Genomic DNA, 23,109 nt, shown 5'->3' with positions numbered 1-23,109 from the left:
GATTCTGGAATAATGTAGCACCAGCCTCTATCTAATTGCCTCGACACTTACCTCTCTCGTCATTCCCTACAGTGGGCAACGAGCGTGATAGGGAATTTGTTTATTGATAGTCTCGGTGAATTAAACAGGCTGGTTATGAAACTAATTTTCCATAAGATCATTTGTACAATCTTAGTTTGCGATAACTGGATTACCTAGTTGTACGGTTTATATATTAAAATTTTCTGATAATTTTTATCGTTTTTTTTTAATCAACCACTTTAATAAGGTAAATTCGCAATGTCCACCAAACTAGCTAACCCAGCGCCACTAGGCTTAATGGGTTTCGGTATGACCACCATTCTTCTTAATATCCACAACGCAGGTTTCTTCCCAATCGATTCTATGATTCTTGCAATGGGTATTTTTTACGGTGGTTTGAGCCAAGTTATCGTGGGCACTATGTGTTTCAAACGTGGTGACACGTTCGGTACGACAGCATTTACTTCATACGGCCTATTTTGGTTATCTCTAGTTGGTTTGATCGTGATGCCTTACATGGGCCTTCCAGCAAGCCCTGCTGCATTCATGGGGTGGTACCTATTACTATGGGGCATCTTCACAGGCTTCATGTTCATCGGTTCTCTATGTTACCCAGTTGCGAAGCAAGTAGTATTCGGTTCACTAACGATCCTGTTCTTCCTACTTGCAGCTCGTGATTTCACTGGCAGTGAACTAATCGGCACTATCGCTGGTTTTGAAGGTATTTTCTGTGGCGCATCGGCTATCTACTTTGCAATGGCACAAGTAATCAACAACGAATACGGCCGTACAGTACTGCCTATCGGTGAGAAGAAAGCACCTCAAATGGCAACACAAGAAATCGCTGCTTAATACTCTAACTCGGGAACAGTTAGTTTGTTATAAGCCGTTTATTGGTTATGAATAAAACAAAAGGGGTTAGCCGAAATGGCTAACCCCTTTTTTATGCGTTATGTATCGCGTTAGTTAAAGCAATTTACTTGTTAAAATAATCTTGCTTGCTAAAGCAATCTTAAGATGATGGTTGCTCTACAGGTTTACCGTCTGCAGCTTCTGCTTCTGGAGATTTACCTGTCTTACGTTTGTACTTCTCTTCCCAGTAAGTAGCACCTTTAATGCCAAGTTTTACAGGGTTAAATGTGTACTCAGTTACGCCTTGTTTCTGTTGTTCTTCGTAGTCGGCTAGAGCTTTAAGCGCAGGCTTCGACATGAAGAAGATAATCAGAATACCAACAATGTTTAACCATGCCATCAAGCCAACACCAACATCACCCATTGCCCATGCAAGGTTTGCGGTTTTAACTGTGCCATAGAAAACAGCAGTAATAAGAACAAGCTTAAGTACGAACATCATGCCAGGGATCTTGATGGTACGACGTAGGTAAGCAATGTTTGTTTCTGCGATGTAGTAGTAAGCAAGAATCGTTGTAAATGCGAAGAAGAACAGAGCAAATGCGATGAACGGCTTACCAATGCCTGGTAGTGCACTTTCAATAGCAAGCTGTGTAAATACAGGACCATTCGCACCAATGTTTGCTGCTAGGTTCTGAACAAGGAACACACCTTCAGCGCCACCGTGAACGTTGTAAGCACCAGTGATGATGATCATGAACGCTGTAGCAGAACATACTAGAAGAGTATCAATGTAGATAGAGAACGCTTGTACCAAACCTTGCTGAGCTGGGTGATCGACATTTGCCGCCGCAGCCGCATGAGGGCCTGTACCTTGACCTGCTTCGTTTGAGTAAACACCACGCTTAACACCCCAACCAATTGCAGCACCAAAGCCCGCCATAGGTGTGAATGCATCGCCAAGAATCATTCCGAAAACAGCGGGCACTTGGCCGATGTTTAGCAAGATGATAACGAACGCGATAATGATGTAAGCCAATGCCATGAATGGAACAACAATTTGTGTGAAGTTCGCAATACGTTTAACACCGCCAAAGATGATGAAAGCAAGGATGATAGCAACAACAGTACCAGTGAAAATTTTAGCAAAACTGAATGTACCGATAGCTGTTTCAATCATATCTCCTGAGCCAAATGCAGCTTCTACAGCATTACCAATACTGTTTGACTGAACACCTGGAAGTAAAATACCACATGCAAAAATAGTCGAGATAGCGAAAATCCATGCGTACCACTTTTGACCCATCGCTTTTTCGATGTAGTAAGCCGGACCACCACGGAACTGGCCTTCGTCTTCTTCTTTGTATATTTGCGCTAACGTTGATTCTGCGTAAGCAGTCGCGGCGCCAAAGAAGGCTACAACCCACATCCAGAATACTGCACCTGGGCCACCGAAACCGATAGCGGCAGCAACACCGGCAATGTTACCTGTACCTACTCGGCCAGATAGCGAAACGGCTAGAGCTTGGAAAGACGAGATGCCTTTTTCTGAGCTTTTACCCGATAGTAACAAGCGCCACATTTCAAAGAAGTGACGGATTTGAACAAATCGAGTCATGATGGAGTAGAACAGACCTGCACCTAAACATAGGTAGATAAGTACTGGGCTCCAGATTATTCCATTCAAAAAATCAACGAATGACTGCATGAGTATTTTCCCTGTTAGTTTTACTTATGATTGTTTTTCGAACAACACAATACTTCACTTGTAACCCAAGTGTTAAATTATTTAACTGCGCATTAGGATTACTGTGACATAAAGCAAGTTACAGAGGGGGTTTGTTAACGCTTAGTTCTAATTCGGTAATTGTCTTATTTGGATTTATATGCAACTAGTACTATTTGGTTGTGCTTCATCAAGTGAATAAATAGTGATTAAGACAAAGGTTCGAAACTTGCAATGTGCGACAGAAGGGAGAATAGAAGAAAAATGAGCGGAAACGCCGTTCAGCACTAACGACTGATAAGCCATGAGAGCGCTGAGTAAGCAAGAATATATCACCAATATAGTGAAAGTAGGCAGGTTTAAGGTGCTGTATTGTGTAAAGTGTCAGTAGTGGTTTTAAAGATTTTTGCAAGGATTTTCGTAATCATAAGCTACGAATTAATCACCTGTTTTAAACGACCGTAAATCCTTTTTTAACCAATTCTTGAGCAAAGTAAGACTGAGTATTGGGCTCGCCGTGGATTAAATGCACCTCTTTTGGCGGAACGGCTATTCCTTCTATAAATCGATTGAGGTCCTCTTTATCTGCATGAGCAGAATAGCCAGACATGCCATGAATTTGAGCATTGACCTCAACGTCTTTGTTATCAATAGAAACCTGCATTTCGCCTTGTTGCAGCTCTCGTCCGAGCGTTCCGTGTGCTTGATAGCCCGCTAAAATCACATCGGTTCGTTTATCGGGAAGCAAGGCGGATAAGTAGTTCATTATCCTGCCGCCCTGACACATTCCAGAAGCTGCGACCACAATTGCGGGTTCACCTGTCGACTTAAGGCGATTAACGATTTTCTTGTGCATTCTATGTCCATCAACGGTAATGCATTGCTCAAAAGCGAGTGGGTGGCGTTTCAGCTCTAGGCGCTGCTTGGCTTCTTGCCCCCATAAGTCTTTAAAGCGTCGGTAGGATCGCGTCACCTTTTCTGCCATAGGTGAATCGAGGATGATAGGAATATCGCTGCTGAGTTGATGCTCAAAGATCAGGTGTTCGATATCAAACAACAGCTCCTGCGTTCTACCGATACTAAAAGCCGGAATTAAAATAACGCCACCATCAAGCAGCGAACGATCAATGATCGCCTTCAAGCGCTCCGATCGCGTTGCAATATCGTCATGTGTACTGGTGCCGTAAGTTGATTCGATAAATAGGTAATCGGCTTGTTGTGGTGGCAGAGGATCGGGCAGAAGTGGTGTGTTAGTTGGGCCCAAGTCGCCAGAGAAGACTACGACCTCTTGGCTTGGTAACTTAATCTCTATATAGGCCGAACCTAAGATATGCCCCGCAGGTTGAAAACGGGCATACAGACTATTTGGCCTATGGTGGCCCTTTCCGTTGTTTTGCTGTGTGGACGTGATGGAAAACCATTCCCCGTAAGGCTTGGGGGCTATCAACGAATGAATCTTTTTGAGTATCAGCTTCGATTGTTTATTGCTGAGCCCTTGTAGTTTTAACCCATCCTCAATCATTAAAGGAGCGAGTTCGGCGGTGGCTTGCGTACAATAAATTGGCTGGTTAAATCCACTGGCGAGTAACCAAGGTAATCGGCCAATATGATCAATGTGAGTATGGGTCAGCAGCAGAGCGTTAAGGTGGGAAGTTTCAAATTCAATATTAAGAGGACGTGCGTCCGAACCTTGAAGCTTTTTGCCTTGAAGATCTGAACCTTGAAAAAGGCCACAATCGATGAGCACCGCTTGGCCTGAATCTCTTAATTCGTGACAAGATCCTGTGACGGTATGTTTGCCACCATGGTGAATCACTTCCATCGTTTACTCCCATTGATCTATAAAGCCATTAACGCCTGTTTTTATTTTGCGGATAAGCGCCGGCATGTAAAACAAGAACAATGAGAGTTGCGATCGTTGAGTGTCTTTTTAAGTAACTGAGCGATGACTCAGTGTATTCGTTGCGAGTTAGCTCCTGTTCCCTCTGTGGCTACCTTATTAACGCGCAGAAGAACGGTCTGAATCCAACTCTGGATTTTGTTGCGCCTCTAAACGAGCTACTTCGTCATCAAGCTCTGCTATTTTTTCTGCCATGATTGTGTGACAGCGATTGGCCAGCTCTCTTGCATCGCTGAGCTTGTATCCAGACACATCGATAGGTTCAAGCATCTCGGTTATCACAATGCCGTTATTAACTCGGTTGAGGTCAATCTTATTGTGTGTGGTGCTGGTACACATCGGAGTGATAGGCACGCCGGCTTCAATAGCCATCCGAAAAGCGCCCGTTTTGAATGGCAGTAGTCCACGCCCTTTACTGCGCGTTCCTTCAGGGTAAACCCAAACAGACAGATCTCGCTGATGAATCGCTTCTGCCACTTGCTTGATCGTATCGCGTGCTTTGGACTTGTCTTCACGGTTAATCATGATGTTACCGGTGATCCAATACAGCAGACCAAAGAAAGGCACATACAACAAATCACGCTTACCTAAAGAAACGGTACGAGGCCTTAGCATCCCTGGGTCAGTCACAAAGTCTAATATGCTTTGGTGGTTAGATATGTAGACGCTTTTTTCTGACGTTGGCGCATTGTCTAGGCCGCGCTGCACCAGTTTTACACCGACGATCTTTTGTAGCTGGTTGAACCAACGACAGAAAACGTACACATGCTTGGGATTCTTGGGGCTAAACAAGCAGTAAACAAAAGCACAGAGGGTGGTGAAAATAATAAACACCGTAGCCAAAATTATACGAAGAACAGCAAGCACAATTCACTCCTTACTCACCGCAAGATTGCAGTGATTAAATAGTTTTAGATGCTTGAAGTTTTCACTCTATTTAACCGAATTGCAACAATTAACTGTTATAGGGTTCTGTTTTTAGATCTTTATATAAAACAAGGACTAACAATGGGTGTTTGACACGATCATCGAGCTTACACGTGTTCACCAGTAGCGAGGCATGTTCACCAATACTGTTTATTTGGATCCGACTTTTCTACCCATTCAGGATCTTGACGCGACTCTAAATAGAGCTGTAAGCCGTTATAAGACATGAAAGCCGCAGGGCCACCAAGATGTTCGAAATAGTCAAAATAATCATCTTCGAGTGAACAAAGGTGAGCTAAATCTTTAACGTTATTCATCATTGCCCATTGAATAGCGAACACCGGAGCCGTCGAACCTGAAATGCTGACCTCTTCGACATTTGGGTTGAACAGTGAGTTGGCTTGCTCCAGCTGTATCTCTTCTTGTTCAGACTCTTGCTGTAACACCTCTTCGATGATCTCTAAGCGTTTGGTATTAGAGACATTCTTGTTCAGCTTGGCGATTCGCAGTGCGTAGCTAAAACGGTCTGTTGAAACTATGTCGACAAGTTGCGATAGCAGCTCTTTGTCTACGCCCGCAGCCTTAGTGAAATAATCGATACACGAATTGATTGAAGCATAACGAGTACCGTCAAATTCAAAGCCACTGGTTTCGTCGTAGGCCTCGATTACAATGTCATCAACCGACAAAGGCCAACCTTTATAGTCTATTCGTTGCTTGGCTATTTGATACATCTTCCAAGCACTGCGCCCAAACCCGCCAAGTGTCGAACCTGAAAAGTCAGAATCAATAAGCTCTTGTTCCGTCCAATTTTCACCAATCCCTAAGTGCTTTGCGTACTTATCGATGAGTGCGTGTTTTATCTGATCGCGCACAGCCCAAATCGAAGTTAGATCCTTTGCATACTTAACATTTGCGCACTCCTTACAAGCTGGCAGTGCAATTGGTGAATGGTCTATTTTGGCGATAGCCTGTGCAGTCTTAGGGAATTCAACAACGTCATTGGAAGGTTCACCACAAAACCAACAGGTGTGGCGCAGGTTAAATGGGATGTCTATGTGTGAGTATGTGGTCATTAGTTTTTTATCGGCTGGGTGCTTGAGGTTGGTTTAATTATCAAAACAATTATCCCTGTTCAGGCTTGTCCTTGCACGCTGTTATTGGGGCTTCTGACTATATTTAACCAACGACAATAATAAAATCAACGCAATTCGGAGGCTGTATATGCTGTTTACTCTCGCTTTGCTCTGCATTTTTCTGGTGGGATATCTCGCCCAAACTACCGGCCTTTGTATGGTTCGGGGAGTTAAAGAGGCGACAAACGGATCACCAATGTTGATTGTCGCGATTGTGTTTAGTGGCTCATTGGCTTGGGTGTTTATGGCATTAGGATCGGCAGTGGAAGGGCGATCGTTATCTTCTGCGTTTTGGCCGAGTCTGTTTTCCCTGTTTGGTGGTTTTCTATTTGGTATTGGAGCGGCAATTAATAGTGGTTGTGGCGTCTCTACGGTGAGCCGCTTAGCTCGTGGTGAAGTGGTTATGTTGGCGACCATATTAGGGTGGTTCATCGCATGGTTGTTGTTTGCTCCAGTGTTGCCTACGGAGTTAAAAGGGGCTCGGTTGGTATTATCTGATTTTTCCCGATATACATTCCTTGGGATCATTTCGTTCATTATTGTGGTGAGTTGCTACTTCATGAATGCGATAAATCGCAAGTTATGGTTCTCAATGTTAGGGATTGGGTTAATGGCGGGCTTTGTTTTCTTGTATGAACCGCATTGGACGCCAAGTGGGTTATTGAAATCAATGGGTACTTCACTCTGGCATGGAAAAGTTGAAGATTGGCCAAGCAGCGAGCGTTTTATATTAATGGCCATGCTATTGGTTGGCATGGTCAGCGCCGCGTTATTTACTGGGTCTTTTTCTTTGAGGTTGAGCTCTATACGTCGATTGGGCAAACATTTGGTTGCTGGTGTACTTATGGGGTTTGGAGCAGTAATGGCTGGTGGCGGGAACGATACTCAGCTGTTAGTGGCGATGCCTGTGCTGTCGTTGGCGGGTGTTTTTTCTGTGTTGAGTATTATTGTGGGCATATACACCGGAGTTAAGTTGATTCAAAGCCGATAGTTAGAGACAGTACGTAAATAACATGAGCTCGTAATTTGAGAACACAATGAAATACATCGGAATTGATGGCTGCAAGGCGGGTTGGATCGCTTGGATTGTCTCTGATAACGCGGTGCCAGCGTATAAAGTGGTAAACACGCTCGATGAGTTGGTTGATGAACTTGCAGGTTCGACGACGTTAATCGATATGCCAATTGGTTTTAGCGATTCACAGACTCCGGATAGATTATGCGACAAAGCAGCAAGGCGTTTTCTCACCAGCAAGCGTGGTTCTTCAGTGTTTCCGGTACCGTGTCGTGAGGCGGTTTACCAAACTGATTATATTGCAGCGTGTGATGCCAATGTGGAGAAGCTTGATAAGAAGTTTTCTAAACAGACTTGGGGAATTGTGCCTAAGATCCGTGAGCTTGATGAGCTCATTGAAACTCATCCCAATCTTTCTATCAGGGAATCACATCCTGAGGTGGTGTTTGCAGCTTTGAAAGGTGAACCGCGACGTTTTCCAAACGAACACAAGAAGGCAAAGAGGAACGGCTTTCTATTATTCAGCAACTCGCCCCCCAATGGTGTGACGGCTTGTCGTTGGCCATTTCAAATACCAAGCGTAAAGACGTCGCGATAGACGATATTTACGATGCGTTCGTACTTATGTTGGTTGCCTATTACGCTCCGCAATTATCGACCTTACCAGAGCCTTCTGATGTTGGTGGAGAAGTTGATAAGGATCAGAATGGTCGAGTTCGAGAGATTGTTTATTGGGACAAAACGCGCTAACAAAGCGTGCGCTCAACTTGGCTTAATATGTTACTTTCCAACTTCTGCTACTTTTCACTCTTACTATTTTTGAGTCTTTGATATGAAACGTTTTATTGTCGGCTGTCTGGCCACTTTGCTCAGTGCAGTGAGTTATGCTCAAGTTGCCCCTATATCTCAATGGCAATGCGACATGATGAAAAAGAACAATGTTTTGAGTAATGGTGCGCCTGTTGGTTGTGAGCGACTATCCAAAGTGGATTTCGATTTCATTAATTTCAAAGGGGAAATGCAACAGGGCAATATGATCGTGCTTGATGTTATTGCGCCTGCTGTTGAACAAATCTTTTCAGAGCTTAAACAGCGCACTTTCCCTCTTCATTCTGCTCGCTTAATGCGTGAATTCAAAGGTGACGATAACGCCTCAATGGACGCGAACAACAGCAGTGCGTTTAACGCTCGTCCTATTACTGGCGGAGGGGGTTGGTCGAAACATGCCTATGGTGTGGCGATAGACATCAACCCAGTTCAAAACCCTTTCTTAGAGTTCGATAGCCACGGAAAAATCACGGTAAAGCCTTCACAATCTGCGACAAGCTATGTGAATCGTACTCGCTTTCGTGCAAGAGATGAAATTGAACGAAGAGGCATGGCAGAAGATGTGGTTGAGCTTTTCGCCCATCACGGATTTATGATCTGGGGAGGGGATTGGAATAGCCCAATCGATACTCAGCATTTTGAGGTCGGCTCAAAAAAATTCGTTAACCAACTGCTTTCTAAACCGCAATCTGAAGCTAAAGTGCTATTTGAGCGTTACATCGAATCTTATCGCCAATGTTTTAATAAGAATAAAAGTTATTCAAAAAATAAAGGTGAGGATGCAGAAAAAGCTCGAGCTATCTGTGCAAAGAAAACAGTCGGGACTTTTTAGTGCTATGTTTATCTAGAACCGTTTGTGTTTTAGCAAGTTAAGCCTGCTTAAGGTGTGTTTCGAATAGCTAAGGTCAACGTATGTCGTTGGCCTTTTTTATATTCATTTCTCCAATGTAACATCAAGCATTGAAAAGGTTATTGGGTATCCATTAGTCAATAATCGACAAGGTAATGCTCTGCAAAGTCATCGGTTTGTCATTGAAAAACTCATAGCGTTAACGTTATGTGAGAACCTGTACTGGTAGGGGAACTCTTCGCCGAAACGCCAGTATTATTAGTGAACTGATCACAACGGACCAACTAATGAAAAAGATACCTTTGGCTCTAACTCTTCTAAGTACGCTACTTTTTTCACAATATGCTTTGGCTACTGATACTTCACCTACCACGCAAAACCCTACTTACGAACTCGATGGTAAGGCGGTATTAGGCCGTACAGAGAACGTGTACCTATCTAGCGTTCAAGGGCTAAAAGACGTTCCTTTCATTGGTAAAATCGATACTGGTGCAGAAACCACCTCTATGCACGCTGAAGACATTCATGTGAAGAGTACAAATGCCGATTACAAGAATCTTAAAGACAAAGAGCTGATGGCGGCATTAACCGAAGACCTGTTGAACAATTCCGATGTTGATTACGATGATTGGAATGGCAGTACCTTTGCGAAATATGAAGCTGTGGTGTCTTTTAAAGTTCAAAATCCGCGCACGGGAGATATGGTATTAATCGAAGCGCCTTTAGAGCGTGTCAGCATGATACGTAGCCGCACCAGCAGCACACCTTTACTTCGTCCCACCGTAAAAATGTCACTCACCATTGCGGATCAAGAATTAAAAACAGACGTTAACCTTACCGACAGAAGCCATTTTTCAGCACCAGTGCTGATTGGCAAAACCTTTCTTGCTGATAACGCTTTAGTGTTTGCGGGCTATGACTACTTGCAAGAGCAGGAAAACGCGACAGTAGTAGGTCGAAAAGAGGTAGTGTCTATCTCGGGAATGGCAATGAATGCGACCTTCTCTTTAAAGAATCGTTACAGCATTTTGCATTCAAAAAATATCGATGTTGACAAGAAAAACAGCGAAGTCACGTTTGATATGGTCGACAATGACGGCAAGCAAAAAGAGATGACACTGCCATTAGTTCGTATGTTGAGTGTGGGCGGTAAGAAGAGACCTTTAGTGTATGTGCCCGTCCAACTCGATGAAAACACAACACGAGATGTTCTAGTTTACTTACGTGACCGTTCTAGCAGTGCGTCACAGTTGAGGTTTGGAACGAGCACCGCTAGCGAACTTTTCATGATTGATACCAACGCTGAAAATATTCTCTCTAAAGGTTCTGAGAGTTTCAGCGAGGTTGCGAAAAAGAGTGAGCCGTTGATTATCTCACCGGAGGAAGGTATCACCTTAGATGGTTTCCCTATGAAGGCAGTTGCCTCATTCACCGTAAACACGCCTTTGCTAAAGGTTGATAGTTTTGAAATGACAGGAAAGGGCAAAGATACGTCCGTTGAATTTTTCCTTATTGATGCGAATGGTGAACAACAGAAAGTCATTAAGAAAGTAATTAAAAAGCTTCGAGTCGGTGAAGATGTTCGCCCAGTTGTTAGTGGTGAGTTTTTAGGCGCTGGTAAAGTTCGCCAACAAGAGTTTGCTATCGACGTGTTGAACACTAATGAAAAAGAGGCTTACTTCGTCTTAGGTAAGAAGATGGCGAAAGATGGGGTATATGTGAATACTCGTTCTGACTATCTTTTGAAATCGGAGCCTTTGTTTAAAGTAGGGCATATAGAAGTTGTTGAAGTGAACGGTATGAAATTCCCTGCCAAGCTAGACACTGGCGCGGATGTCAGCTCAATGAATGCAGTCAATATCAAGCGATTTAAGAAAGATGGCCAAGACATGGTGAGTTTTACCTACCAAAACAACCAAGGCGATAAGCAAGAGTTCACCAAGCCAGTGATTGATGTCATGCGCATTAAAGCCAAGAAAGGCGAGAAGGTGAACATTCGCCCTGTCGTCGAAATGAAGGTTAAGTTAGGTGACTTAGAGAAAGAGGTAAGGGTAAATCTTCAAGATCGCTCTCGCTTTGAATACAGCATGATCCTAGGTAAGAACTTCTTAAAGCACGGTGCAGTAGTGAGCAGCGATGAAGATTACTTGTTGGGTGATATGGATTAACCTCTAAATCGATCTCGTTTAGGTTTGCAATAGAACTATTTTAAATGACCACATACTTCTACGTTGGAGTGTGTGGTTTTTTATTAATTCTATATTTGTTTTAATATCAATGGATTGGGTCGATTTATGATTTTAAGTACCTAATGTTTAGGCAAAAAAAAGGGCCAACTCTTTCGAGTTGGCCCTTTCCAAACGTTTGGTGGAGCTGGCGGGAGTTGAACCCGCGTCCAAAAATCATTCATCATTGGTACTACATGCTTAGTCGATCTTTAATTTCACCAGCAACCTGCGAACCGACACGCTAGTTAAAGGCTAACCTGAATTGTTATTCGCGCTTTTCCTCTCAGGTGGGAGAATCCGCGCTAGCTAGTTTGGGTTTGATCTCTTATTGGTCCCCGTCTTACGAGCGGAAGCTAGGGTAAGAGAGCTCTGAGCAGGTTATTAAGCTGCTAGTGCGTAGTTTTCGTCGTTTGCGACTATTTTTTTGCGGCTTTTAACGTGGCCAACCGCCCCACGGCATGCACCTCAGACTTCAAAATTCCTGTCGAATCCTAAATCAGCCCCAAGTGTTATTTGCATAGTACCAGAAAAGCTTAGCCTGTCTAGCACTGTGCGTTTAAGTGCTTAAAATTAACGCAAATTACTCTTCATAATTCGTGCTTTATCTCTCGCCCAATCTTTTTCTTTCATATCAGTACGTTTATCGTGCAGCTTTTTACCTTTCGCTACGCCTACTTTTACCTTAGCCCAAGAACGAGACCAGTAAAGCGCGGTTGCGACAAGTGTCATGCCTTCACGGTTAATACGACCGATAAGGTTGTCGAGCTCTTTTCTCGACATTAATAGTTTACGAATACGTGTTGGGTTCGCCACGATATGAGTACTCGCTTGAGTTAGCGGAGTAATCGTCATACCACTGATGAATGCTTCGCCATCTCTGATGTATACGTAGCTTTCTGCGATATTGGTTTTGCCTTCACGTAGGGATTTTACTTCCCAGCCTTGTAGCTCAAGCCCCGCTTCTATCTCATCATCGATGAAATATTCGTGGCGAGCTTTCTTATTAAGCGCAATGGTATTACTACCGGCTTTTGATTTTGATTTATTCTTTGCCATAATGGCCTCATTATACGGAATGCGCCCTAGATGGGGAATCCTTTTTATTTGCGCTCTGGCCCAATACAATTAAAATTGCAGTTTGTGTTAATGTAACGCTGTCTTTAACAGGAGTCTATATGCCAAAGGTTACTCGTTCAGCATTAGTGTCTTTTAGTGCCGACCAGATGTTCAGCTTGGTCAATGATGTTGCTCGTTATCCTGAGTTTTTGCCAGGATGTTCTGGTTCTCGTGTGATCGAATCTTCAGATTCTGCGATGGTGGCTTCGGTTGATGTCTCTAAAGCTGGTATCAGCAAAACATTTACTACGTCAAATCGAATGGCAGATGGTGCTGAGATCTTAATGGAGCTGGTGGACGGTCCGTTCAAAAAGCTGCAGGGTGGTTGGTATTTCACTCCACTAGACGACCAAGCTTGTAAGGTCGAGCTTAAACTAGAGTTTGAATTTTCTAGTCGAATGATAGAAATGGCATTTGGTAAGATTTTCAATGAGCTGACGAGCAATATGGTCAGTGCTTTTACTCAACGAGCTAAACAGGTTTACTAAGCCATGACTATTGAATCCGATATGATCCACGTAGAAGTTGTGTTTGCGCTTCCACATGAGCAGCGTGTATTTACCTTGGTGGTGAATAAGAACGCGACCGTTGAAGAGATTATTGCGCAGTCGGGTGTTTTAGAATTGTATCCAGAGATCGACTTAGCGAAAAATAAAGTGGGTGTATTCAGCCGCAACGTTAAGTTGGATGCAACCGTTCGAGATAAAGATCGTATCGAAATCTATCGAGCGCTACTGGCCGATCCAAAAGAGATTCGACGTAAGCGTGCAGAGCAAGCAAAAGCGGCGGCTGCTAAATCGTAATACCAAACAAATTTGAATGATAAAGAAGCTCGCATTGGCGAGCTTTTTTGTACCTGCTGGTTAGTTCGATGAAAATTAATTTGTTAACGGATATTAAAAAGCCTGCTCATGAGCAGGCTTTTGCGATTCATACTTTGTCGACTGATAGTTTCGTCGACTGATAACTTTATCGGCTGATAGCTTTGTCGACGGGAAAGCTTCGTTGGTTGAAAGCTAGCGAAGGCTTTCGAAGAACTCATCACTGGCTTCAAAGTCACCATTGATCGTTACTAAGGTGCCAGTCGCATCAAAGTTAACAACAAGATTTTTTTGAATCGAGTCTTCATGGCCTTTTGTGTGGAGGTAAATGTAGTACCACGTATCTGGGTAGCCATTTTCGATAAGCATAGGTGAGCCCATAACGTAACGAACTTGTGTTTTTGTCATGCCAAACTTCAGCTGGTCGACAGCTTCTTGTTCAACATAGTTACCCTGATTGATGTCAATTCGATAAACCAACTTCTCTAGTAGAGAGCAACCGGTCAACATTGTTAGTGCAAGTGGAACTGCAACTAACCACTTTTTAATTCGCATAGTCTGAGATCTTTCTTCGCTAAAATACTGCCTGATAATAAACAAGCTCCAGCAAGAAGTAAAAAGCTCCTTGCGCTTTGAGCTTGTTATGACTGGCAATTTTGAATTAAGTTGCAAAATTGCCAAGAATTTTCGGTAATTTATCAGAAATTTGCTGAATGTTTAACTTAAGCTGCGATTAATAATTCTTTTGCGTTGGCTAATGTCGACTCTGTAATCTGGCTACCACCGAGTAGGCGAGCAAGCTCTGAAATACGTTGTTGGTCATCCAATGTATGCATTTGCGTTTCTGTTTTGCCTGATTTTGTGTTCTTCGCAACGAACAGTTGTTGGTGCCCGCAACCAGCCACTTGAGGTAAGTGAGTCACACACATCACTTGGGTAGATTCTCCCAGCGTACGCAGCATTTTTCCGACCACGGCAGCGGTTGGCCCACTGATACCTACATCGACTTCATCGAAAATTAGACTTGGTGTATCTACTTTTTGCGCAGTGATCACCTGAATCGCTAATGAAATACGTGAAAGTTCACCACCGGAGGCTACTTTAGCAATTGGCTGCATCGGTTGGCCCGGGTTAGTTGAAACAATGAAGGTCACGTTATCCATACCCAATGGCGATGGGTGCGTGTTGGTGTTGTTTACTTCAATGGCAAACTGCGCTTTTTCCATACTGAGTTCGTGCATGCTCTGAGTAATCAGCTTATTGAGCTCTTTCGCGTAACGAGTTCGTGACTTATGAAGTTTATCTGACTTAGTCACGAACGACTGATATTGATTCTCGACGTCGTTTTCTAACTCATCCAATTTTTCATCTGAGCAATCAAGCGCTTCGACTTGCTGTAATAAATCTTGGTGGTGTTTATACAGATCTTCTGGCAACACGTGATGTTTACGAGACATCGACATCACTTTTGAGAAGCGTTCTTCAACGTAAACCATGCGGCCTGGATCGACATCAATGCTGTCTAGATAGGTTCTGAGTTCATTGTTGGTCTCTTCAATCTGAATGATGGCTTCAGAGAGTAGGTTAGGCAGATCAACTAACCGTTCATCAAGCTCTGCTAATTGAATTAGGGAGTGATTGGCCGATTGCAGAATACTAAGCGCATTAACTTCTTCGCCTTCAAAAATAAGCTCGATAGCCTGCTGGCAGGTTGAGGCCAATTCTCCGCTATTGGAGAGGCGCTTATGCTCTTGTTCGAGGTCTTCATATTCTTCCTCTCCAATAGACAGCTCATTTAACTCTTTGATTTGATATTCAAGGAGCTGTTTTTGAGCCTGGTTTTGCTGGCTATTTTCACGTAACTCTTTTAAGTGATTATCTGCTTGTCGCCATGCTTGGTAAGCATTACGTGTTGATTTCAAAAGGTTCAAATGACCAGCGTATTGATCAAGCATCACCATTTGATAGTCGCTTTTCATTAACTGATGGTGCGCGTGTTGGCCATGAATGTTGATCAACAACTGACCTAGCGATTTCAATTGTGAAAGAGGAACGGGGCTACCGTTGATGAATGCACGAGAGCGACCTTCTTTAGAGATAGTTCTACGTAGGATGCATTCACCGCCATCAAGTAGTTCATTGTCTTCTAACCAGCGGGTTGCATGCAGATTGTTCTCAAGTAAAAAAGCCGCACTGACTTCGGTTTTATCTTCACCTTGTCTTACCATTCCTGCATCGGATCTTCCTCCAAGACATAAACCTAAAGCATCGATAGCGATAGATTTACCTGCACCAGTTTCACCGGTGATTGTTGTCATGCCTTTAGAGAGTTCTAGCTGTAAAGACTTAACAATAGCGAAATTATTAACACTTAAATGAGCCAGCATTTTATTTACCTGTATAACTGAACAATACTGTATATAAGCCCAGTATATACTGTTTCTTTATACAGTAAAGTCGACAGGTGAAAATTTTTTGTGACAGCTCTCAGAATTGATGCTGTTCGTAGGGCTCTGAAACTACTATAGATTCCCAACTCAGTCGCTCCTCCCTCTTGAGAGTGACGGTACGGAGTGTGTCCGGAATATAAGGGCCGACGAGGTTTCTACGGGCAATAAAAAAGGCTGACGAACGTCGTCAACCTTTCAAAATGGTTTGTTGTTGGCTTTGAACAGACTATTTTCTTAGAACTGTTTATTCGTTAGAACAGCTTACTCGACCAACCTAACTTGTTACGTAAGACATGATAGTAGTTGTAGTCTTTAGGGTGGATCAGCTTGAGCACATTCGGGCTTTGATAAATATGGATCTCATCGCCAGGGGAAACGGGCAGTGAGATTTGGCCATCACAGCTTACTTCCTGAGTTCCGCGATTATCCGGTGATACGATAAGCTTGATGCGACGCTTTCCATCAACCACTAGTGGGCGGCTTGAAAGGGTATGCGGAAACATTGGCACTAATGATATTGCATTGAGGCTTGATGACAGAATAGGGCCACCACCAGAAAGTGAATAGGCGGTTGAACCCGTCGGGGTTGAAACGATCAAACCATCAGAACGTTGTGAGAAGGCAAAGCTGTCATCGATATACACTTCAAACTCGATCATGCGTGCGACTTGGCCGGGGTGAAGTACGGCTTCGTTAAGTGCCGCATTGTGGCTTTTTATTTGGCCATGACGGTGAATTTCAGTTTCAAGTAAGAATCGCTCTTCTTCCATGAACTCTCCCTTTAGCACATCAGTAAGCGCGCTCTGGAAGTTTTCAGGGTTGAGATCGGTTAGAAAGCCAAGGTTACCTCGGTTAACACCAATGACTGAAATATCGAAACGTGACAAGATTCTAGCGGCACCGAGCATATTTCCGTCACCACCCACTACAATCGCGAGATCTGCACGTTTACCCAATTCAATCAGGCTAGAAAAATGTTCTTGTGGGATATCGTCTAAAATAGTGGCGAGTCTGTCATCAACAAACACTTGATAACCCTCAGTACTTAACCACTGATAGATCTCTCTATGAGTCTGAATTGCTTGCTGATCTCGAGGTTTACCAATAATGGCGATGACTTCAAATGGCTTTTTCATACGGTTTCCAAACGAATTAGGCTTGAATCAAAATTCTTCATCCCCATAATAAAGGCAAGTTGAACGTCTATGCGAGTGTTTTATATCAATTTGAGGCGCAAATACGCCAGTCACTTGCATTGAAAACGAATTCTGGAGATATCATGAGCAACGAAGAAAACAAAGTAACCGAAGAAGAGCTAGATCAGATCATTGCTGAAGCTGAGAAAGTTGAAGAAGCTGAACTGAATGAAGACGCGGCTGATGAGCAGGAATCAAAAATTGCTCAACTAGAAGCTGCACTGCTTTCTAGCGAGTCTAAAGTGAAAGAGCAGCAAGATTCTGTTCTTCGCGCAAAGGCTGAAGTTGAGAATATGCGTCGTCGTACTGAGCAAGAAGTGGATAAAGCACGTAAATACGCGCTAAACAAATTCGCTGAAGGCCTACTACCTGTTATCGATAACCTAGAGCGTGCAGTACAAGCTGCGGATGCTGAGAACGAAGCGGTTAAGCCGATTCTTGAAGGTGTTGAGCTAACTCACAAAACTTTCGTCGACACAGTGGCTAAATTTGGTCTTACAGAGATCAACCCTGAAGGTGAAGTATTCAATCCTGAATACCACCAAGCCATGTCTATCCAAGAAAGCCCAGACCACGAGTCAAATACTGTGATGTTTGTTATGCAGAAAGGCTACGAGCTTAACGGCCGTGTTATTCGCCCTGCAATGGTAATGGTTGCTAAGTAATTGAGTTGCCGTTTGCTGAGCAGTTGATTGTTGCAATTGTGAAGTAAGAAAATAGCGGCGGCAAAATAATTCACTGGTTAACGTGAAATGAAAAGAGAGGCATATGCCTCTCTTTTTTTATGCCTGTAACTTGAGAGTCTACGTAAATAGTCATCAAAATCGCATTAAGAATATCGTTCTTTTTATTTTATCCAGATCAACGATTTAGAGTTTTATATTATGAAACTGGTTGTTAATGAGGAAATGTTTTGATGTCACACTTGTAATGTTTTTGTAAATAAATGCTTTTAATTGTTATCTTTGTATGTAAAATCCACTGCAATATAGCGATTTTGGTCGCATATATAACTATAAAAGTACAATTTTTAAACACAACAAACTGGAGAAGAACGATGGATAAATCGCTCTCAAGTAAGATTTTTGTAGGCTTGTTTGCCGGCCTTATTATTGGTACTGCTATTCAGTACCTATTCAGTGGCATTGCTATTTTTGATACGTACCTACTCGGCGCTGCTGAAGGTGCTGGTGGTATGTTCGTATCACTTATCAAGTTGCTTGTAGTACCTCTTGTATACGTATCTATCGTTTGCGGTATCGTTGAGCTAAAAGATATTCGTTCATTTGGTCGTCTTGGTGGTAAAACCTTTGGTCTTTACATTATTAACACCATCATCGCGATTTCTGCTGCTCTAACGATTGGTCTTATTTTCCAACCGGGTGCTGGTGCGAATCTAGCGGGTACAGTTTCTGAGACAATTGCGCTTACAACAACTGAAACGCCAGATATCTTCTCTCTTGTTGTTAACATCGTTCCTAGCAACCCTGTAGAAGCATTTGCAAGTGGCGACATGCTACAAATCATTTTCATGGCTATTCTGACTGGTCTTGCTATCCAAGCTCTTGATTCTCGTGGTGGCCCAGCTATCAAGACATTCAAGATGGCTAACGAAATCATGATGAAGCTTATCGGCCTAGTAATGAGCCTTGCGCCATACGGTGTATTTGCTCTGATGATCCAACTAGGTGCAACACTTGATGCAAACACGCTAATGTCGGTTGCTGGCTATGTAGCGCTTGTTGTGGCAATGCTTGTGTTCTGGATTTTCTTCTTCTACCCAATGATGGTTGGTTCATTCACTGGTATTTCTCCAAAGCAGTTCCTACGTGCAACTCGTGAGCAAATCCTTTTCTCACTATCGACTGCAAGTTCGAACGCTACAATTCCAGTAACAATGCGTACTTTAACTGACAAACTGAACGTATCTAAGTCAGTGGCAGGTTTCGGTGTACCACTAGGTGCAACAATGAACATGTCTGGTGTATCTATCTACATCGCACTAGCAACTATGTTCGTCGCAAACGCATTTGGTCAGCCAATCAATACTGCTGACATCTTTACTCTAGGTCTAACTATCTTGCTACTGTCTATCGGTGCTGGTGGTGTTCCTGGTGGCGGTGTTGTTATGGTCGGTGTTCTATTACACCAACTAGGTTTGCCACCAGAAGGTCTAGCGATTGTTGCTGCTGTTGACCGTATCTGTGACATGTTCTGTACTTCTTCTAACGTTGTTGGTGATACTGCGGTTAACACTATCGTAGCGAAATCTGAAAACGAAATCGGCGTTGAAGCTAGCGAAGAAGCTGAGCTAAAGAAAGCAGAAGCTTAATTCTTAATTAAGAATTCGATAATTAGAAGCCTCGCCCAATTGGAGCGGGGCTTTTTTGTGTCTGCTGATCGGCGCTTTGGTGCTATTGGATGAGTTGGTTAAAGAGGAGTGAGTGGATCAAAGAGGAAGGAGCTGGCGTTAAGTCTCATTGTTTATCTTTATTTGAACCGGAACGACCATCAGTTTTCAATATTTAACTTCGATCGCAAATAATAATACAATATTATTTTATTCTTTTTGGGAACCTACATTCTGACAATATAAAGGAAACCAAATAATGAAGTTGTCTTACCTTAGCTTACTGACGGCTGCTCTCTTCGCTACTCCAACTCTCGCTTCAAATCTCGATGTCGGCCAACAGTTTAATCTTGATCCGACAAAAGCCCCTGCGCAAAACTTCGACTTATCTAAGTGGAAAATTAACTTGCCTGAGTTGACTACCGAAGGGTCTAGAAAAGGTAAAACGCTAGAGATAGGTAAGAAGGAATTGTCGAATGTAGACACCCCTTACGCTCACCCTGAATGGTTCTATACAGATAAAGAATCTGGAGCGATGGTCTTCGTGGCTCCGAATAAAGCACCAACAACGCCGAACAGCAAGAACACTCGTAGTGAGCTAAGAGCGATGCTATCTGACAGCTACTCTGCACCGAGTAATAACTTTGCTATTTCAAGCCATAAAAATGCTGAAGAGTTTGGTTCTATCGGCGGGCAAATGACAGCAACGCTTTCTGTTGATCAGGTGAGCACCAGTGGTAACTATAAAAAAACAGGCGCATTCTCAGTCGTTATTGGTCAAATCCATGGCTCAGACAATGAACCTCTGAAAATTGTTTACCGTAAATTACCAGAGCACGAACATGGATCGTTAACGTGGAACTATGAACTTAATCCGCCTAAAGAACTGAAAAATGCGAAAGACGAAAACGGTAAGAAACTTCGTAAAGACATCCGCCATGCGTATTTGGTCAATACAATTTGAAAAAGGGCAGTTCTGATCCTAGTGATGGCATTAAATTGGGTGAAGTGTTTTCATATGATGTAAATATTAAAGATAACATCATGCACTTAACGTTTACTAAGAATCCAAACTCAGCGGATCCCGTTGTGAAGACCTATGATGTTGATTTGGCGAAAGGTAAATATCAGGGGCACGACGTTGATCTTGGCTATGGTCAAGATTGGATGTACTTCAAAGCGGGTGCATACAACCAATGCAACACTAAGAAGTCGAGCTCGGCATGTGAATGGCGTGGTATGGAAGCGGGTGACTACACACAAGCAAGCTTCTACCAGTTAATTCTCAATCAATAATATTGCGAACCAATAATAGTATTGAATCATTAGCTTTTTACTAATCTCTATTTGAAAAAGACCTTCCATGCGAAGGTCTTTTTTTCGTTAAATGGAATATGGCAGAGATTTCATTTGTGAAGTTGAGCTCGTGAATGTGCCAACTTTCGACCTTAAATGATAAGGGGTAAGCCACTTTTTATCATTAAGTAGAAAGATAGGAGGAAAATTAGATTTATTTTACCTATTTCCCTTGAAAACCAGTTTGCAGCCCTTATCTATGGTGCATACGAAAGCAAAATACATTTGCACTTTAATTTTGTGTATTAGGGTTGAATCCCTGATTACCACCCCCCACATAGTGGGTATAGCAAAAAACTAAATAGAATTTATTCGGAGAAAGCCTGATGGGTCGAATCATTGGTATTGATTTAGGTACTACTAACTCTTGTGTTGCTGTTCTTGACGGTGACAAACCACGCGTACTAGAAAATGCTGAAGGCGAACGAACAACAGCATCGGTAATCGCATACACTGAAGGCGAGACGCTAGTTGGACAACCTGCGAAACGTCAAGCGGTGACTAACCCTCAAAACACGCTGTACGCAATTAAGCGTTTAATCGGTCGTCGTTTTGAAGATGAAGAAGTTCAGCGCGATATCGAAATCATGCCTTTTAACATTGTTAAAGCTGATAACGGTGATGCATGGGTTGAAGCGCAAGGCCAAAAAATGGCTGCTCCTCAAGTATCTGCTGAAGTTCTTAAGAAAATGAAGAAAACAGCTGAAGACTTCCTAGGCGAAGAAGTAACTGGCGCAGTTGTTACTGTTCCTGCTTACTTCAACGATGCTCAACGTCAAGCAACGAAAGATGCTGGCCGTATCGCGGGTCTAGATGTTAAACGTATTATCAACGAACCAACTGCTGCTGCTCTAGCTTACGGCCTAGACAAGCAAGGTGGTGATCGCACTATCGCTGTATACGACCTTGGTGGTGGTACATTCGATATCTCTATCATCGAGATCGATGAAGTAGAAGGCGAGAAGACTTTCGAAGTTCTTTCAACTAACGGTGACACTCACCTTGGTGGTGAAGATTTCGATAACCGCATGATCAACTACCTAGTAGATGAGTTCAAGAAAGAGCAAGGTATCAACCTTAAATCTGATCCACTAGCAATGCAGCGTGTTAAAGAAGCAGCAGAAAAAGCGAAAATCGAGCTTTCTTCTACTACTCAAACTGACGTAAACCTACCTTACGTTACTGCTGATGCGACTGGTCCTAAGCACATGAACATCAAAGTGACTCGTGCGAAGCTTGAGTCTCTAGTTGAAGACCTAGTTCAACGTTCTCTTGAGCCACTAAAAGTTGCTCTAGCAGATGCTGACCTATCTGTAGGCGAAATCACTGACGTTATCCTAGTTGGTGGTCAAACTCGTATGCCTATGGTTCAAGCTAAAGTAACTGAATTCTTCGGTAAAGAGCCACGTAAAGACGTGAACCCTGACGAAGCTGTTGCAATGGGTGCTGCTGTTCAAGGTGGTGTACTAGCTGGTGAAGTTAAAGACGTTCTTCTTCTAGACGTTACTCCTCTATCTTTCGGTATCGAAACGATGGGCGGCGTAATGACTAAGCTTATCGAGAAAAACACAACTATCCCTACTAAAGCGGATCAAGTGTTCTCTACAGCTGAAGACAACCAAAGCGCAGTAACTATCCACGTTCTTCAAGGTGAACGTAAGCAAGCGACTTACAACAAGTCTCTTGGTCAGTTCAACCTAGAAGGCATCCAACCAGCACCACGTGGCATGCCACAAGTTGAAGTAACATTCGACCTAGATGCTGATGGTATCCTGAACGTATCTGCTAAAGATAAAGCAACGGGTAAAGAGCAGAAGATCACAATCCAAGCATCAGGCGGTTTGTCTGAGGATGAGATCGAAGCAATGGTACAAGAAGCAGAAGCTAACAAAGAAGCGGACAAAAAGTTCGAAGAGCTAGTAACTGCACGTAACCAAGCTGACCAAATGATTCACGGCACTAAGAAGCAAGTAGAAGAAGCTGGTGAAGCTCTACCTGCAGAAGATAAAGCGAAAATCGAAGCGGCTATCGAAGCTCTAGAATCAGTTAAGTCTGGTGACGACAAAGAAGCTATCGACGCTAAAGTTCAAGAACTTATGCAAGCAGCTCAAAAGCTAATGGAAATTGCTCAACAGAAAGCTCAAGCTGAACAAGCTGGTGCTGACGCTGGTGAACAACCTAAGCAAGACGACGATGTTGTTGATGCTGAGTTTGAAGAAGTTAAAGAAGACAAAAAATAATTTCGTTGCAGAGTAGCCTGATTTCGTTGTCGGAAGCGCTCACCTACTAACGTAGGCTCCGCGCTTCCTCCTAGAACTCAAGCTATTTGCTTAGGAA

17 protein-coding genes, 1 other RNA gene and 2 pseudogenes are annotated in these 23,109 nt (G+C 43.1%); 11 read left to right on the top strand and 9 right to left on the bottom strand.

Annotated elements, in window-relative coordinates; genetic code table 11:
* Positions 1-279 precede the first annotated feature (279 nt).
* Complete coding sequence (locus tag AACW75_RS08120; protein ID WP_010440610.1) at positions 280-873, top strand: acetate uptake transporter; 594 nt, start codon at positions 280-282, stop codon at positions 871-873.
* A gap of 160 nt (positions 874-1,033) precedes the next feature.
* On the opposite strand, the gene AACW75_RS08115 is transcribed toward AACW75_RS08120, so the two are convergent.
* From AACW75_RS08115 to AACW75_RS08100, 4 genes are all read right to left on the bottom strand, one after another.
* Positions 1,034-2,581 (bottom strand): alanine/glycine:cation symporter family protein, encoded by a 1,548-nt coding sequence (locus AACW75_RS08115; protein ID WP_017074142.1) that lies wholly within the window; start codon positions 2,579-2,581, stop codon positions 1,034-1,036.
* Between the two features lie 469 nt (positions 2,582-3,050).
* Entirely contained in the window at positions 3,051-4,421 is a 1,371-nt protein-coding gene (locus AACW75_RS08110; RefSeq protein ID WP_145570576.1) for an MBL fold metallo-hydrolase, read from the bottom strand.
* 177 nt (positions 4,422-4,598) lie between these two features.
* On the bottom strand, positions 4,599-5,366 hold the full coding sequence (locus tag AACW75_RS08105) for a 1-acylglycerol-3-phosphate O-acyltransferase (protein ID WP_145570578.1): 768 nt from the start codon (positions 5,364-5,366) through the stop codon (positions 4,599-4,601).
* A gap of 197 nt (positions 5,367-5,563) precedes the next feature.
* Entirely contained in the window at positions 5,564-6,502 is a 939-nt protein-coding gene (locus AACW75_RS08100; protein WP_145570580.1) for a hypothetical protein, read from the bottom strand.
* Between the two features lie 217 nt (positions 6,503-6,719).
* On the opposite strand from AACW75_RS08100, the gene AACW75_RS08095 reads away from it, so the two are divergent.
* From AACW75_RS08095 to AACW75_RS08080, 4 genes and pseudogenes are all read left to right on the top strand, one after another.
* Positions 6,720-7,553, top strand: a complete 834-nt coding sequence (locus AACW75_RS08095; RefSeq protein ID WP_186437191.1) for a YeeE/YedE thiosulfate transporter family protein — start codon at positions 6,720-6,722, stop codon at positions 7,551-7,553.
* 46 nt (positions 7,554-7,599) lie between these two features.
* Positions 7,600-8,327: pseudogene (locus AACW75_RS08090) on the top strand (DUF429 domain-containing protein).
* 82 nt (positions 8,328-8,409) lie between these two features.
* Positions 8,410-9,237 (top strand): M15 family metallopeptidase, encoded by an 828-nt coding sequence (locus AACW75_RS08085; protein ID WP_145570584.1) that lies wholly within the window; start codon positions 8,410-8,412, stop codon positions 9,235-9,237.
* Positions 9,238-9,542: 305 nt separating this feature from the next.
* Positions 9,543-11,423, top strand: coding sequence for an ATP-dependent zinc protease family protein (locus tag AACW75_RS08080; RefSeq protein WP_145570586.1), 1,881 nt, complete (start codon positions 9,543-9,545; stop codon positions 11,421-11,423).
* Between the two features lie 197 nt (positions 11,424-11,620).
* Here AACW75_RS08080 and ssrA read toward each other — a convergent pair.
* Both ssrA and smpB read right to left on the bottom strand, forming a co-directional pair.
* Positions 11,621-11,987, bottom strand: a transfer-messenger RNA (tmRNA) gene (gene ssrA / locus AACW75_RS08075).
* A gap of 66 nt (positions 11,988-12,053) precedes the next feature.
* A complete protein-coding gene (smpB, locus tag AACW75_RS08070; RefSeq protein WP_029224934.1) occupies positions 12,054-12,539 on the bottom strand; it encodes an SsrA-binding protein SmpB in 486 nt (161 codons plus the stop codon).
* 119 nt (positions 12,540-12,658) lie between these two features.
* Here smpB and AACW75_RS08065 point away from each other — a divergent pair, with 119 nt between their 5' ends.
* Positions 12,659-13,087, top strand: coding sequence for an SRPBCC family protein (locus AACW75_RS08065; RefSeq protein ID WP_017074163.1), 429 nt, complete (start codon positions 12,659-12,661; stop codon positions 13,085-13,087).
* A 3-nt stretch (positions 13,088-13,090) separates the two neighbouring features.
* Positions 13,091-13,402, top strand: coding sequence for an RnfH family protein (locus tag AACW75_RS08060; protein WP_004735158.1), 312 nt, complete (start codon positions 13,091-13,093; stop codon positions 13,400-13,402).
* A gap of 213 nt (positions 13,403-13,615) precedes the next feature.
* Here the strand turns inward: AACW75_RS08060 and bamE are convergent, their stop codons facing one another.
* From bamE to nadK, 3 genes are all read right to left on the bottom strand, one after another.
* Entirely contained in the window at positions 13,616-13,975 is a 360-nt protein-coding gene (gene bamE, locus AACW75_RS08055; RefSeq protein WP_029224935.1) for an outer membrane protein assembly factor BamE, read from the bottom strand.
* Positions 13,976-14,142: 167 nt separating this feature from the next.
* Positions 14,143-15,807: a DNA repair protein RecN gene (recN, locus tag AACW75_RS08050; protein WP_017074165.1), complete on the bottom strand. Its 1,665-nt coding sequence runs from the start codon at positions 15,805-15,807 to the stop codon at positions 14,143-14,145.
* A 314-nt stretch (positions 15,808-16,121) separates the two neighbouring features.
* Positions 16,122-17,006: an NAD(+) kinase gene (nadK, locus tag AACW75_RS08045; protein WP_017074166.1), complete on the bottom strand. Its 885-nt coding sequence runs from the start codon at positions 17,004-17,006 to the stop codon at positions 16,122-16,124.
* Positions 17,007-17,149: 143 nt separating this feature from the next.
* On the opposite strand from nadK, the gene grpE reads away from it, so the two are divergent.
* From grpE to dnaK, 4 genes and pseudogenes are all read left to right on the top strand, one after another.
* The gene (gene grpE / locus AACW75_RS08040; RefSeq protein WP_102552163.1) at positions 17,150-17,731 is read left to right on the top strand and encodes a nucleotide exchange factor GrpE; all 582 of its coding nucleotides are present in this window, start codon (positions 17,150-17,152) and stop codon (positions 17,729-17,731) included.
* 392 nt (positions 17,732-18,123) lie between these two features.
* Positions 18,124-19,398: a dicarboxylate/amino acid:cation symporter gene (locus AACW75_RS08035; protein WP_017074168.1), complete on the top strand. Its 1,275-nt coding sequence runs from the start codon at positions 18,124-18,126 to the stop codon at positions 19,396-19,398.
* 277 nt (positions 19,399-19,675) lie between these two features.
* Positions 19,676-20,712, top strand: a pseudogene (locus AACW75_RS08030) (polysaccharide lyase family 7 protein).
* Between the two features lie 386 nt (positions 20,713-21,098).
* Entirely contained in the window at positions 21,099-23,012 is a 1,914-nt protein-coding gene (gene dnaK / locus AACW75_RS08025) for a molecular chaperone DnaK (RefSeq protein WP_017074170.1), read from the top strand.
* The last annotated feature ends 97 nt before the right edge of the window (positions 23,013-23,109 follow it).

The sequence above is a fragment of the Vibrio sp. L3-7 genome (genome assembly GCF_963898195.1).
GTDB lineage: Bacteria > Pseudomonadota > Gammaproteobacteria > Enterobacterales > Vibrionaceae > Vibrio > Vibrio echinoideorum.
Note: the sequence above shows the minus strand (reverse complement) of the source record. Positions and strands in the feature narration are given on the sequence as shown.